The 14516-nt window shown below is 70.0% G+C and carries 12 protein-coding genes; 7 read left to right on the forward strand and 5 right to left on the reverse strand.

What is annotated here, in order from left to right:
• The first annotated feature begins 164 nt into the window (after positions 1-164).
• Positions 165-1370 carry an FAD-dependent oxidoreductase gene (locus tag ACIP4X_RS33180; RefSeq protein WP_401351970.1) on the forward strand — a complete coding sequence of 402 codons (1206 nt, stop codon included), beginning with the start codon at positions 165-167 and terminating at the stop codon, positions 1368-1370.
• Here the strand turns inward: ACIP4X_RS33180 and ACIP4X_RS33185 are convergent.
• The 4 genes from ACIP4X_RS33185 to ACIP4X_RS33200 form a co-directional block, all read right to left on the reverse strand.
• Positions 1304-2374: a glycoside hydrolase family 43 protein gene (locus tag ACIP4X_RS33185; RefSeq protein WP_401351973.1), complete on the reverse strand. Its 1071-nt coding sequence runs from the start codon at positions 2372-2374 to the stop codon at positions 1304-1306. The genes ACIP4X_RS33180 and ACIP4X_RS33185 overlap by 67 nt on opposite strands.
• A gap of 79 nt (positions 2375-2453) precedes the next feature.
• A complete protein-coding gene (locus ACIP4X_RS33190) occupies positions 2454-3941 on the reverse strand; it encodes a glycoside hydrolase family 76 protein (protein WP_358735496.1) in 1488 nt (495 codons plus the stop codon).
• 196 nt (positions 3942-4137) lie between these two features.
• Positions 4138-4701, reverse strand: a complete 564-nt coding sequence (locus ACIP4X_RS33195) for a suppressor of fused domain protein (RefSeq protein WP_391455802.1) — start codon at positions 4699-4701, stop codon at positions 4138-4140.
• A 139-nt stretch (positions 4702-4840) separates the two neighbouring features.
• Positions 4841-5245 (reverse strand): hypothetical protein, encoded by a 405-nt coding sequence (locus ACIP4X_RS33200; protein WP_401351976.1) that lies wholly within the window; start codon positions 5243-5245, stop codon positions 4841-4843.
• 155 nt (positions 5246-5400) lie between these two features.
• Between ACIP4X_RS33200 and ACIP4X_RS33205 the strand changes: the two genes are divergently transcribed.
• Positions 5401-5961 (forward strand): ester cyclase, encoded by a 561-nt coding sequence (locus ACIP4X_RS33205; protein ID WP_358735491.1) that lies wholly within the window; start codon positions 5401-5403, stop codon positions 5959-5961.
• Between the two features lie 62 nt (positions 5962-6023).
• On the opposite strand, the gene ACIP4X_RS33210 is transcribed toward ACIP4X_RS33205, so the two are convergent.
• Positions 6024-6617: a VCBS repeat-containing protein gene (locus ACIP4X_RS33210; protein ID WP_358735489.1), complete on the reverse strand. Its 594-nt coding sequence runs from the start codon at positions 6615-6617 to the stop codon at positions 6024-6026.
• Between the two features lie 144 nt (positions 6618-6761).
• Here ACIP4X_RS33210 and istA point away from each other — a divergent pair, with 144 nt between their 5' ends.
• From istA to ACIP4X_RS33235, 5 genes are all read left to right on the forward strand, one after another.
• On the forward strand, positions 6762-8027 hold the full coding sequence (istA, locus tag ACIP4X_RS33215) for an IS21 family transposase (protein ID WP_401351979.1): 1266 nt from the start codon (positions 6762-6764) through the stop codon (positions 8025-8027).
• Between the two features lie 702 nt (positions 8028-8729).
• Entirely contained in the window at positions 8730-10166 is a 1437-nt protein-coding gene (locus ACIP4X_RS33220; protein WP_358735487.1) for a hypothetical protein, read from the forward strand.
• Between the two features lie 31 nt (positions 10167-10197).
• Positions 10198-10749 carry a hypothetical protein gene (locus ACIP4X_RS33225; RefSeq protein WP_358735485.1) on the forward strand — a complete coding sequence of 184 codons (552 nt, stop codon included), beginning with the start codon at positions 10198-10200 and terminating at the stop codon, positions 10747-10749.
• A gap of 510 nt (positions 10750-11259) precedes the next feature.
• On the forward strand, positions 11260-13389 hold the full coding sequence (locus ACIP4X_RS33230; protein WP_358735483.1) for a BTAD domain-containing putative transcriptional regulator: 2130 nt from the start codon (positions 11260-11262) through the stop codon (positions 13387-13389).
• Between the two features lie 298 nt (positions 13390-13687).
• A complete protein-coding gene (locus ACIP4X_RS33235; protein ID WP_358735481.1) occupies positions 13688-14062 on the forward strand; it encodes a VOC family protein in 375 nt (124 codons plus the stop codon).
• The last annotated feature ends 454 nt before the right edge of the window (positions 14063-14516 follow it).

Below are 14516 nucleotides of genomic sequence, written 5' to 3' on the forward strand. Positions count from 1 at the left end.
GACCAGCGTCCGCCCGGCGCACCGGGAATCGGTCACGCCGCGGGTGGAAGTCTCAGCCGAGGCCACGGGCCCGGCGGGGGAGTGGCCCCGGCGAGGCGCCCGTAGGCCGGCGCACCACAGGTTGATGTCCCGCGAAGAGTCAACACGACGAAACCGAGGCAACCATGACCATCACCATCGTCGGAGCCGGCTTGGGCGGCCTGGCCCTTGCCCGTGTGCTGCACGTGAACGGCGTCGACGCCGTCGTGTACGAACGTGAATCCTCGCGCAGCGCCCGCGGCCAGGGGGGCATGCTCGATCTGCACTCCGGGACCGGGCAGCGAGCGATGCGCGAGGCCGGCCTGATCGACCAGTTCCACGCGATTGCCCGTCGTGCAGGCCAGGACCTGCGCCTGCTCCAGCCGGACGGCACCCTGCTGCTCCAGGAGGACACGCCCGACGACGCCCCGCTCGATCGACCCGAGGTCGACCGCGCCGATCTGCGCAACCTGCTGCTGGACTCTCTCCCCGAACACACGGTGCGCTGGGGCCACGCCTTCGAATCCGCCGGCAATGGCCTGTTGCACTTCGCCGACGGCAGCAGCTCGACCTATGACCTGCTGGTCGGGGCCGACGGCGCGGACTCCCGGGTCCGGCCGCTGCTCACCGACGCCAGGCCGACGCACACCGGGCAAAACGTCGTCGAGCTCGGTATTCCCGACGTCGACCGCACCCACCCCGACCTCGCGGCGATGGTCGGGCGCGGCAACTACTGGGTGCTCGGCGACGGACAATCCCTGTCGGCGCAGCGCAACGGCGACGGCCGCGTGCGCGTCTACCTCAGCTTCTACAACACCGCCGAGAACTGGTTCGCGACCGGTGGGATCCCCTTCGGCGACCCAGCCGCCGCCCGGGCGCGGCTGATTGAGCTGTTCACCGGCTGGGACTCACGGTTCACCGCGTTGATCGCAGCCTGCGACGACACGGTCCTGCCACGGTCGATCACCACCCTTCCGGTCGGCCTGACCTGGCCGTCGAGGCCGGACGTCACGCTCCTCGGCGACGCCGCGCACCTGATGCCGCCAGTGGGACAGGGCGCCAACATGGCGCTGCTCGACGGCGCCCTGCTCGGCCTCGCGCTGGCCGCGCACCCGGACGACTTTCCCACCGCCGTCAAGGAATACGAACGCGAGATGTTCGCGCGCACCAGCGCCGCCGGTCGGCAGTCCGCACGCATCCAGGAACTCCTGACGTTGCCGGACGCCGACCAGAAGATGCTTGGGTTCTTCCAACCGGAAACAGTTGAATTCGAGGTTGCCCAGGGTTACTCGAAGAACTTCAGGCCCCATCCGGTGTCGGTGTTCGGCCCGGGGACGTTGGCCCGGCTGTAGGTGACCCCGCCCCACCAGCAGAAGCTGCCCGTGTACCAGTAGCGGTTCTCCCACGAGTACGGCGTTCCCTTCGCAACCGCGTGGAACATCAAGGGGAACGTCGGGCCCGCGGGCGGGCTGGTGGCGATGTCGCCGTTGAGCAGGACGAAACTGTGGTGTCCTGGACCGTTGACGTAGAGGGTGGGGTCCCAGCCGCGCATCATTGTCGCCGCGTTGGAGCCGAACAGGCAGCCGTTCGACTTGTACCAGTCCCACACGTACGTGGGGTCACCGCCGGACCGCAGCCGCAGGTCGGCCAGGCAGTACTGGTCGCTCCAACTGCCGTTGGCCGAATACACGATGTGCAACTGGCCGTTGGGGTCCTTGATGGCTTCCGGACCCTCGTTGATGAAGGGGTTGCCGACCACCCGCTCCCAGCTCTCCCTCGGCTGCGAGATGATGTACCGCGCACCGGTCGGCGTGGTGGGATTGCTCATCCGGGCGATGTAGAGGTTCTGCTCGACATTGGTGTCGCCGGCCCATCCCGACCAGACGAACCAGCGCTGCCCGGAGAAGGTGAACATGGTCCCGTCGATCGCCCATTTGTCGTCCGGCAGGGAAAGCTGCGTCTCGGCCGTGTACCCGCTGCTCGGAGAGGCGGAGCTGATGACGAACATGCGGTGGTTCGCTCCGACACCGGCCGTGAAGTAGATGTAGTAGCGGCCACCGTCCGTCACCAGCTCCGGAGCCCAGACCTCACCGCGGCCACGGGTGTCCGACCAGACCCGCTGGGCGGGCGCCGATGCGAGCGCGTCCGTCGACGCGGCCTGCCGGACGGCGATGCCTGCGCCGGTCGACTGCACGGAGATGTAGGTGCTTCCGACACGGATCACACTCGGGTCCGCCGCACGCAGCGCCGTCTGGCTCGCCTGGGCCGGCCCGATGGAGGTCAGTGAGACCGCGGCCGTCAGGACCGCGGACACGGCGAAGACAACGGCGGTGTACAGACGTTGGAAAGTCCTCATGGTCCCGTTCCCCTAGCCATCCTCATCCTCAGCCTCGACGTCGACTCGGGCGCGAACGCGTCCAGGTTCCGGCATCGCTTCACGGTGCCGCGTTGAGCAGGTCGAGGGCGCTCTGCTGACGTGCCGCGTCCACCTTGTCGACGGGTCCCGACCAGCGCAGCCCGTACTGGTCGAGGGCGTTCCGGTCGCTCGTGCGGGCACGGTCCATCTGGCGTTGCAGATAGGCGGTGTACGGATGGTCCGGCAGCGCTGCGTTGAGTTTGCCCAGGCCACGCACGTGAGCGCCCTTGAAGGACGGCCCGTCGCCGCCGCAGTCCCCGCTCTCGCACGGGTCTCGCAGGATTCCGTCGGCGGTGTGCAGGGAGGAGGCCGTGGTCGCGGCGTCGGCGATCTGCCGGGCGCGGGTGAGCAGTGCCCCGTCGCCCGTCGCCCGGTTCAGCTCGGTGAGTGCACCGAGCAGCACGCCCTGGTTGTACGACCACACGGCCTGGCCGTTGTTGCGGCAGGTGGACGGGTCGATGCCGTCGTTGACCAGGTTCGAGCTGTTGACCATGCCGGTGCCCTGGAACCAGGACCAGCCGGCACGGGCCCGGTCGAGGTACGCGGTGTCACCCGGGATGCGGTTGTGCAGGGCGGCGCTGAGCTGGACGTAGAGGGAGTTGGCGATGGCGTTCTTGTATGTCTTCGCCGTACTCCACCACACTCCGCCGCCGCAGGTGCCGTCCCAGTAGGCGGCCATGTGGTCGGCGTCGGCGCGGGCGGTGTTCAGGTAGCGGCTGTCACCGGTCAGGTCGTACGCGGCGATCCACGCGAGCCCCCACCAGCCGGTGTCGTCGATGTACTCGTTGCGGAACTGCCCGTTTCGCGTGTTCACGTTCAGGTCGTACGTGCGGGAGATCGCGTACGAGTAACTTCCCATCCCCGACACGCGGATGTTGTCGATGACGGCGGTCAGCGCGTTCGCGGAGTTCCACCAACCGGTGGTGTCGAACAGGCCGGTCGAGTTGTTGTAGAAGGTCATCAGACCGGTGGCCGCCGCGGTCCGCCGGTCGCCGGCGTTCCACGTGACACGCGCCCACGGGGTGCAGGCGATCTCGGCGCGGTCACCGGCCTTGCCGCAGGCGCGCAGCGCGCCGACGCCGCGATTGTTCCAGTCGTCGACGTTGTACATGAGCGTGCGCCAACCCCGTTGCCCTGAAGGAACGGTGGTGTCACCGAGCTTGCTGCCGGAACCCCAGGAGCGGCCGCCGTCGAAGGACCGGTCGAGCCAGACCTCGTCACCCGGGTTGCCGTTGTCGATGGACGCCCACCCCATCGCGTCGGCGTCGTCGAGGTGGAGGGCGATCGACCGTCCGTAGATGGCCGCGGTGACGGGAACGCGGTCGCCGGGGGAGAGGGCTGGGTCACGGGCGTCGCAGTACTTGTTGCAGATGGTCGCGCTGGCGGCGGCGCCGGCGGCGGACGCCGACTGCGGGGCGAGCCCTGCGAGAAGCGCGAGGACTACCGCGGCGGCCGACTGCCCGACGGTGAGAAACCTCGCCCTTCGTGACCTTCGTACGGGAGTCATGGGGCCTCCTCGTCAATGCGACGCCCCTGCCCTCACCGTGGACCTGCGGACGTCGCTTCGCAGCAGTACAGGTGGCGGAGTGGCTGGGGCATGCCGTAGATGAATGGTGAGAGCGCTCTCGGAAGGTAGTGAAGGGGAGGGGGAGCGTCAATGGGTCTGCCACGTACGGGAGTTGCAGCTACCGGAGAGCGGACACTCAGGCGACCGATGTCCGGAAGGGATCGGTGGGAATGATTTCGGCCTCGTCGAAGAGCCGCTCCAACGCCTCGTGTCCGTGATGCCTGCGGAACTCGATCTCGGCGGTCGTCACAGGCAGGGTCCACAGGATCCGGGCGTGGCCCCCGGGAACCGGACAGTGTTCCAGGCCGGGTCCGTGGAGATAGGGCAGGCTGATCAGCAGGTGGTCGCAGGTCGAGCTCGGCACCCACGGTTCACCGATAGGCATGCTGTGCTCGACATCGAGCTGATGCCCTCCGCAGTGGTAGTAGGCGATCATTGCCATGAGCTCGATGAACCGCTGGTCGCGGGCCTGGGCGGTCATGACGAACTCAAGTCCATCACCGTCCTTCTCCATCGCATCCCAGCACCCGGCGGTCACGTAGGCCCAGCTGTCGCCGCGGGGGCCAGGTGCCACAACGAGAACTCGCAGAGCAGGCACCATCTCTCGCCGTCCGGGCCCGAGATCGTAGTCGACGACCTCCACGGCGTGCCCCTCGAAGAACGCCCGGACATGCGACTCGACAGCTTCCGCGGCCAGCACCCTCGCATCACTCACCGCGCGATCATCGCAGACTTCGATCGACGGCCCCTGGGCTCACTCACGTGACACCACAACACGCGATCCCGCGTGGGTGTGGCCTCGCTGACGTAGGGGGTGTGCGTCGTTGTCCGGGCCCGGTTCACGCTTCGTCGCGGTGCGTGAGGTGGCCGTCGGTGAGTCGCCAGTAGTGCTGGTGGTCGGTCAACTGCCAGATCTCGGAGGCAGCGATTGCCTGCGTTATCCATTCGTGGAGCTGCGGGAGGGCCTGCGCTCGTAGCAGAGCGCGGGTGGGAGCACGCTCTGTGGCATCGACCGGGTGGACGTCTATGCGGAAGCCGACCATGTCGGGGTGGATGCTGCGGCCGTAGTTGTGGGGGCTCGGCGCGACCCATGCCGCTCCAAGGACGATGGTCCCGCTGCCATGCCCGGTGAGGAAACGCAGGTTCTTGACGCGGCTCATGTAAGGGCCGAGGCAGTCGTTGATATCGGTGCTGGTCAGGGGCCAGGCACGCTGCCGGGGCAGTCTTCGGTTCCGTGCGGACATGGCAAGCAGAATGACAGAGGGGCGCTGCCGGCGCTCGCGGGTTTTTCGAGCCCCCGTCAGATTCGGGGGAATTCACGTCGGCGGGGCACGGAGACTTGAGCCGTGATCGTTGCAGGACGTCACGTTCCGGCAAAACGAGGCAAAGGGTATCCACCATGAACCGGTTCGTACTTCCCGATGAGTCCGTGCTTCGGGCCAGGGAGAAGCTTGTCCTTGACCACTTCCGTGACGAGGTCGCACAGGACTGGGGCGCCACCTTGTCCACTTTTCCGCACCCCCACTACGAACTCATTGCTTCGATGCAGGTTCACGACGGGGACACCGAGGTGCGTGCGTACTACGACGACACGCGCGTCGCCTTCCCTGACCAACGTCACGAGATCATCGCGTTCCGTCACAGCGTCGACGCCGTCATCGTGGAGTTCTGGCTCCTCGGCACACATCTCGGCCCGCTGGGCAAGATCCCGCCGACGGGCGCCACTCATCGCACGCGTATGAACGCGTACTTCATCTTCGACGAGAACGAGAACCTCGTGACCGAGCGGATCTACTTTGATCAGCTGACCGTTCTCAAGCAACTGGTCGCGGGCGTGAACAGGCGCAGGCCGAGCGGCCTGCTCAAGCTCGTCCGGATAGTCAGAGGCGCCCTCGCCATGGCCGGCGGCAGTCCCGACCCGAGGCTCACCGACACGACAACCCCCGACTTCGTCCGCTGATCGCGACCACGGGTGTCTCGCTTGCTCATGGTGGCAGGGGGCAGAGGAGTGGCTCTGACACCCTAGGCCCCGTCGCAGGTCGGGTAGAACGCCGTCAAGTCGGCCTTGGGCATGGAGCCGGGCACTCGCCGGTCGGTCTGGTCGGCATCCCTTGTGTACTGTCTGTTGGTGGCGTCGGACTCCCGGTCGAGGCCCTTCTCGCTGCCGAGACGGGCCGTCGTCGCGTAGACGCCGTCGCCCGCGTGACCGTAGGACGCGAGGTCCGGGTAGCGGTCGTGGTCGTAGTCGGCGACGGCGCGCGGCTCGGACAACTCGACGTAGTGATCGCTTTGTCCGCGTCCGCGTGCCGAGAAGGGCCCGAGGCGCAGTTCGGAGACGTCCGGGTCCAAGGGGTCGTCGCCCTGGAACGCGTTGGTGGCGGCGACGAAGAGGTCGTTCCAACCGTCCTGGTCGAAATCGGCGACGACGGCCAGGACATCCTGTGCGGACTTGCCGCGATCCCCGACGAGGTCCCGGGGCCCCACCTGAGTTTCTCGCTGCCCGTCCTTGGTTCCGAAGACGATGGTCAGATCGGCGCCGGTGAGGGAGGGTGGAGAGACACGGTCGGCGATGCCGTCGCCGTTCAGGCCGGCCACGAGACCTCCGGAAGAGGTCACGCAACTCCTGATCGCAGGCCCGGCAGCCGGGCGACCGGGCGGATCACCTCGGCCGTCGCCGCATCCGGTCACAAGGGCCGTCGACGCCGCAAGCATCACTACGCAGCACGCCCGCCCGGTTGTCCGTTCCCCACCGCGCACGACGTGACCGCCTTTCCAAAGGCTGAGATCCGTCGGCTGCACCGGGCCGAGGGCCTGTCGGCCCGGGCAGTGGCCCGGCAGTTGGGGATCTCGAGGGGCACTGTCCTGCGGGCCCTGGCCTCGGACCGGCCGCGGGTCTACCAGCGCCCGGTGAAGGGCTCTGCCGTGGACGTGGTCGAGCCGGCCATCCGCGAGCTGTTGAAGCGGACTCCGACGCTGCCGGCCACGGTGATCGCCGAGCGGATCGGGTGGGACCGCGGCCTGACCATCCTCAAGGAGCGGGTACGCGAGCTGCGGCCGGCCTATCTGCCAGTCGACCCGGTCTCGCGCACGGTCTACTCGCCCGGTGAGCTCGCCCAGTGCGATCTGTGGTTCCCGCCGGCGGACATCCCACTCGGCTACGGGCAGACGGGTCGGCCTCCGGTCCTGGTCATGGTGTCGGGCTACTCCAGGATGATCACGGCCCGGATGCTGCCCTCGCGGACCACCGCCGACCTGATCGACGGGCACTGGCGACTGCTCAGCGGCTGGCAGGCCGTCCCGAAGGTGCTGGTCTGGGATAACGAGAGCGGGGTGGGCCAGGGAAAACTGACGTCGGAGTTCGCGGCGTTCGCGGGCCTGCTCGCGATCCGGATCCATCTGTGCCGGCCACGCGACCCGGAAGCGAAAGGCCTGGTGGAACGGGCGGACGGCTATCTGGAGACCAGCTTCCTGCCCGGCCGCACGTTCGCGGGACCAGGCGACTTCAACACGCAGCTGACCGGATGGCTGCAAGTCGCCAACCGCAGGCACCATCGCACGATCGGCTGCCGGCCTCTCGAGCGCTGGGACACCGACAAGGCGGCGATGCTTGCCCTGCCGCCGGTCGCCCCACCGAACTGGTGGCCCCTGCACACCCGCCTGGGCCGCGACCACTACATCCGCGTCGACACTTGCGACTACTCCGTCCACCCCCGCGCCATCGGCCAGCAGATCACCGTCCGCGCGGACACCGAGGAAGTCATCGCCACCACCCGCGCGGGCGAGACCGTCGCTCACCACAGCCGCTGCTGGGCCCGCCATCAGACCATCACCGACCCCGAGCACGCCGCCGCGGCCGAGATCCTGCGCGGCCAGGCGATCCGTCAGCGCGCGTCACATGCCCGGGCCCGAGGCCTGGCCGTCCTCGCCCCCGGCGACCTGGGCGTCGAGGTCGAACAGCGCCGGCTCGGCTCCTACGACCGCCTCTTCACCCTCATCGAGGGTGGCGCCGCGAAGGAGGACACCTGATGCCCGCCACCACGACCGCCACCAGTGGCCCGGCGACCCGCACCACCCGGCAGACCACAGCTGACCTGGCATTCCTCGCCCGCGCAATGAAGGCCCCTGCCCTGCTCGACGCCGCCGAGCGTCTCGCCGAACGCGCCCAGGCCGAGTCCTGGAGCCACCTCGAACACCTCGTCGCCTGCCTGCAGCGCGAGGTCTCGGCCCGCGACAGCCACCGCGGCGAGCAACGCATCCGGCAGGAGGGCCGGGCGCGAGCGGAAGTGCTGTCGTACCGCGCGGACCGTTCCCGGGACCGACCTCGTCCGGACGTGCCGGAACCCGCACGTCCGCGTGGTCGTGCGCCTGCGCGACGCGGCCGGTGGCGGAGCACTTCACGAGGCCGTCGGTCGACTGCCGCCGTTGCCCGGCAGCCGCGGCCGGCCATGGGGGCGACGGAGCGACCAGTGGCCCGAAGGATTCGTGAACATGGCGCGAACACGCCAGTCGATGATGGTCCGCGGGGGACACGGCGCCGCGCGCGTCGGCCATGACGAACGGATTCAGGGCATGAGAACCATCCGGCTGTTGTCGGTCGTGTCACGGGAGGTTGCGGCTCCGCGCCGGGGGTGGGCCGTGCGTGCGGCGTGCCCGGGGAGGCGGACCGCAGCGCTCGCGATCGCGCTCCTCCTGGCCACCACGGCGGCATGCGGTGGCGCACCCGGGCGTGTGCACGAGGGCTCCGGTCCGGCCGACACGTCCGAGGCCGTGCTCACCTACGGGACGGGGCCGGTCCGTGATCCGTCGGTCACCTACCAGCCCGACGTCGTGATCGTCGAGGGCGGACCCCGAGCGATCCGGTCGGCCTCCAGTGACGGTCTGACCTGGACCATTGACGGAAAAGCCCGCGGCGCCCAGGACGTTCGGCCCGGAAAGGTCCTGTACGTCACCAGCCGCGCGGTGGGGCGGGTGCAGCAGGTGCGCCGGGTGCACGGAGACGTCGTGGCCACCCTGGGCCCGGTGGAGTTCACCGAGGTCTTCCGCGACGCCCACCTCACCCTCGACCAGGACATCGACGACAGCGCGCTCCACTACCTGGAGATCCCGGACCTGCCCGGGGCGGTGACCGTGCCTGCGGATGCCCCGACGGACGTTTCGACGGAGGCCGGGAGGGGCGTGGCGAAGGATGCCGCGCGGGACGTGACGACGACGGCGCGGACGACCGGACTGGCGTCGGTGCGCGCCGCACATCCGGGACGTGTCGGCACGGTCGTCGCACGTGGACCGGTCCGGCTCGCCGCGGCGGCCGGGGGCACGCTGCCGCCGGCCAGATCGAGCAGCGTGACAGCGGATCTGGGGGAATGGAAGGCTCAGCCGTACCGCAGTCCTGGGGCGTTCGGCCTGAGGTTCGATCACAAGGCCGCGGCCGGGCTCAAGGTCTTCGTCGACTTCTCGTTGAAGACGGAGAAGCTGCACATCCGTTCCGATGTACCGATCTCCGGCGGTCGGGTCGCCGATGGGGCCACGTTCGCCGTCGAGGGGATCAAAAGCGTCGCGATCAGTATCGCCGCCGGTGCGGCCAACGGTGTCGTCGACAATTCGAAGATCCGGGCCGAGGTACCGGTCCAGATGACCCTGCCGATCGCGGGGACACCCTTCGCCTTCAGCATCAGCTGGAAGTTCAGCGTCGCCACCGCGCTCGGCGGCAACAACACCACGGTGACCGCCGATGGTGAGTGGGGACTCGACGGTGCCATCGGCATGGTCAACGGCTCGATCGTCACCCCGAAGCTATCGATGATCAAAAGCATCATGGACTCGATCACCGGCATCTCCGTCGGAGTCAGCGGCATCGCCACAGCCGTCGAGTTCAAGGTCCAGTTCGGGGTCGGTGTCCCCGCCGCCTTCGCCGGTCCCTACGCCAAACTCGTCATGGACTTCGGGGTGACCAACGGCTCGGCCCTCGGCGCCCCCCTGACCCGCTGTGTCGGAGCCACGCTGGACGGCAAAGTCGGCGGGGGCGTGGGGGTCTCGGTCTCCGCCGTGGCGATGAAGGCCCTCAAGAAGCTCCTGCCCACGATGAAGTTCGAGTTGCAGCAGGAGAGTCTGACACCTTTCGTCCACAGACAGCAGACGCTGCCGGACGTACCGCTGTGCAAGACCTGACACCGACACCAAGGCAGACAGCGAGGACCCGATGAACCGCAACCGCAGCCGCAGCCGCCGGCTTTCGCCACTGGTACCCCTGGCCGTGCTCGCCGTGCTCGGGCTGTCCGGGTGCGCCGGCCACGGGCAGTCCTCAGCCGCCGCCCCCTCGCCGGCTGAGCCGGCGCAGGCGACCCGGACTCCGGAGAAGAGCACCGAGGCGCCGCCGCCGAACGGAGCGGCCGTCGACCCCTGCGCCCTGGTGACCAAGCAGGAGGCCGAGAAACTGGCCGGTACGGCGCTCGACCCCGCGAAACCGGTACGGGAGACCTGCACCTACACCGGCCCCGTCACCGGGCCGACGGCCCAGGTGGAGATCTTCGTCGGCGACGGTGCGAAGAAGTACCTCGACATAGAACGCGACCTCGGACACACGCTGAGGCCGTTGGCAGGCGTCGGCGACGAGGCGTACGCCGAGGACGAGGCGGTCTTTCTCCGCGGGTCCGACCTGTGGGTGTCGATCCGCCTGGTGCGCCTCAACGACCCGGCGGAGAACCGCACACCGCTGGAAGAGCTGGCCCGAAAGGTGGCCACCCGGATCTGACCGTCCTTCGCGGTGCGCACCCGTCCCGTCCCCAGGCGCCCACGATCCCCGGGTCCCCAACCTCATGGAATCGGTGAGGGGATGCGCCGCGCACGGGCGGCAGACACTCGATGCCCTCGTCGCGGCGCCCGCCCGGGCGCTGGCCGCCCCGGACCCGGCGGCCCGGCTCTCGGAGCCTGTGGGCCGGCATCCGGCCCACGCGCGGTGGCCTTCCCGGGCGGCGGCGCCGCCGACCACGGGCGCGCCTGCGCCAACTACGGCAGCATGCGGCACGCCGTCCCGAACGGCTGTTCCGAGCGCGCGAATGCCGGATCACCGGCCTCGGGAGGGACGCTGCGACAACACCGCCGAGTACCGGATCGACGCTCCGCAGAACCCCGGCGAGGTCCGGGTTCTCCGAGCCCGCCGGACACCTCGCCGGGGACCAACGCCAGAAACCCGCCCAGGGTGAGTCCCTGACTTCCCGAAACCACCCGGCCCGTCCGGCTTCGTCATGAGTATCCTGACGCGGTGACCACCAGCGCGGGAGGGGCTGCGGGCGCTGACCGGGTGCGCGCCCCCGATACCGTCGCACGACTGGCGGAGTCGGCGCTGCGACAGGGGCAATACCACGAGGCGCTGCGGCATGTCGCAACGCTCCCGGCGGACGCGGCGCTGCCTGCCGCACTGGCCTGGCGGCTCGGCCGGGTACTCCACCAGCGGGGCGAGTTCGAGGGCGCCGAGTCGCTGTACGAACGCGCGGCCGCGGATGCCGGGGACACCGGCGCGGACCAGGCACAGCTGCTGGCCGGCCGGTCGGCAGCGCGCTGGGCCCGTGGTGACCGGACGCTGGCGCGGAGCCTCGCCGACGAGGCGGTGCGGGCCGCCGAGCAGAGCCGCGACGACGCCGCGCTGGCTGCGGCCTACCTCGCCCAGGCGCTGGCAGCCTTCAGCGAGGGCGACCGCGCCGCCAACGAACACGCCTACGCCATGGCCTTCGCGGCGGCGGAGCGGGCCGGGGACCTGGGCCTGCAACTGCGGATCCGCTCCAACGTCGGCTCCCGCCTGGTCGAGGAGGGGCGTCTGCGCGAGGCGGTCGGCGCCCTCACCGAGGCGATCCGCCTCGGTGAGGGCGCCCCCCAGCAGACGCTGCTCGCACTGGCCCTGCACAACCGCGCCGAGGCCTGGCTGGGACTCAGCGATCTCAACGCCGCCCGTGCCGATGCCGGCCGTGCGCTCACCCTGTGGCAGCGGGAGGGCTCCCCGCTGGCCGCGTTCGGACTGCTGATGATCGCCCGGGTGCACCTGGCCCGGGGCTCCTCCTGGCAGGCCACGGCGGCCTACCGCGAGGCCCTGACGATGGCCGAGCCGGACGGCAACGCCCAGGTCGTGGCTCAGGCGTGGGCTGGGCTGGCGCGCACCTGCTACGCCGACGATCCGGCCGAGGCGGCGCGGTACGCGGAGTTGTCCCTCACGCGTCCGAGCGCCGCCGGGCCGGTCACCGGCGAGCTGGCCGCCGGCTGGGTCGCGTTGTGCGGCGGAGACACTGCCTCCGCCGCCCGGTACGCCGCAGACGTCCGCTCGGAGGCCGGCCGCCGCCGCGACCCCGCCGGGCTGGCCGAGGCGATGGAACTCGCCGCGCTCGCCGCACACCGGGGTGATGCGGCCGCGGTGCCGGGGCGCCCTGCTGCACGCCGTGCCGCCGGGCTGGTGGAGGCGGCCGCCATCTGGACCGACACGGGCAACGAGATCGCACTGGCCACCAACATGCTGCTGCGGGCGCGCCAGGCCGGCGACCGGCTGTCCGAGGACGTCGCCTGGCAGCGGCTGCACCGGCTCGGGGTGTGCGACGACGTCTGGCACATCGCAGGGCCACTGGCGGCGATCGGTCCGCCACCGGTCCCCGAGGTCACCGTGCAGACCCTGGGCCATTTGGCGGTACTGCTCTCCGGAACGCCCGTGCCCCCGGCCGGATGGCAGTCACGCAAGGCCCGTGAGCTGGTCAAGGTGCTGGCGGGTCAGATGGGAAGGCCGGTCACCCGGACCGCGCTCGCCGCCCTGTTGTGGCCGCAGACGCCTCAGGAGGTGGCCAACCGCCGGCTGTCGGTGCTGATTTCGACGGTGCGCGCGGTCCTCGACCCGGCGCGGCGGCACCCGGCCAACCGCTTTCTGGTCACCGACTCCTCCACGGTGCGGGTCAACACGGACCATGTCGTCCTCGACACGGTCCGGTTCCACGACGCGGCCCGTGCGGCCATCGCGGCGGACGCTGCGGTCGGGGGCAGCCGGGACACGGCGGCCGCCGTCGACGTGGTGGCGCGTCTGGAAGTGGTCGTCGGTATGTACACCGGCGCTTTCGGCGACGACGGTGAGCTCACCGGGGAGTGGAGCGACCGCCCGCGCGCGGCCTTCGCCGAACTGCACCGCGACGTCGTCCGTACCCTCGCCCGGCGCTGCCTCCGGCTGGACCGCTGCGACGCGGCAGCCGGCTGGTACCTGCGCCTGATCGGCGAGGACGGCTACGACGAGTCGGCCCACCTCGGACTGATCGCCGCGCTCTCCGCGGCGGGCAGGCACGGCGAAGCCCGCCGCCGCTACCGCGACTACGCCAAGCGCATGCACGAGATCGATGTCAGACCCGTCCCCTTCCCCACGGCGTGATGGCCCGGGCGGGAAGTTCGCGGGGATGGCGGCTGTTCCCGCCACGAAGACGGGAGGGGCCCGGCAGTGACCGGCAACGGCCCCAATTCCAGTTGCGTGTCGAGTCCGGCAATCGACTCGTCCAGATGAAACCCGGCAGCCTGTGTGGACGCTACTGAAAGCCCCGCTGCCACCTCCCTTCCGGGTGAAGCCCGGCGGCGGTCCGGCGCACCGCCGCGCATGCCCGCCGCGGTGGCGGGTACCACCCCTGGGGTACGGGGGCGTCGCGGGAGCGGCCGAAGAGCGAGGGGTGTCGCAAGTGATTCGAAAGCTGCAGGCGGTCGCGCTGGACTGCGCCGATCCGGTACGGCTCGCGGAGTTCTACGCGGATTTGCTCGGCGGCCGGGTGGTCGCGGACCCGGAGGATCGCGACTGGGTCGAGGTGCACGGGTTCGAAGGGACGCCACTGGCCTGCCAGCGGGTGGACGGCTACCGACCGCCCGAATGGCCCGGTCAACAGCGCCCGCAGCAACTCCACCTGGATTTCGACGTGGACGACCTCGACGGGGAGGAGAAGCGGGCGCTCGCCCTCGGCGCGACCGTGCTGGAGCGGACGGACCAGCTCCGCCCGGGGGCCAATTGGCGGGTTTACGCGGATCCGGCCGGCCATCCGTTCTGCCTCTGCCTTCACTGAGCCCTTCGGGCCCATCGCGGCCACTGAGGCGGTGTCAGGACCGATGATCGGTTCCAGCAGGACGAGGACACGATGCGCCGGGCCGCGCTCCACCTCCAGCAGCCTTGAGACCACCATCTGGGCCGTGGGGGACCCGGCGTGGGTCTCTTGGGCGAATGGACGTGGCATCGACGCAGTCTTCGGCTCCCGTACCTGCGGCGAGACCGCCCACGGCGAGACCGCCCACGGCGAGACCGTCCGCGGCGAGACCGTCCGCGGCGAGACCGTCCGCGGCGAGACCGTCCGCGGCGAGCGCCTGGCCCGCTTCCTGAGAAGCTGTTGTCTTTCCGTGCGTGATCGACAGGTTTCCGCTGGTCGTCGATAGGTGCGGTAGGTCCGTGGGAGTAGTGGCCTGTCACGTCTTCACTCCCCGGGGGGTCTCGAATGCCGTCGGTCGTCGGACTACTGGAACAGC

The organism is Streptomyces sp. NPDC088817 (genome assembly GCF_044750345.1).
Classification (GTDB): domain Bacteria; phylum Actinomycetota; class Actinomycetes; order Streptomycetales; family Streptomycetaceae; genus Streptomyces.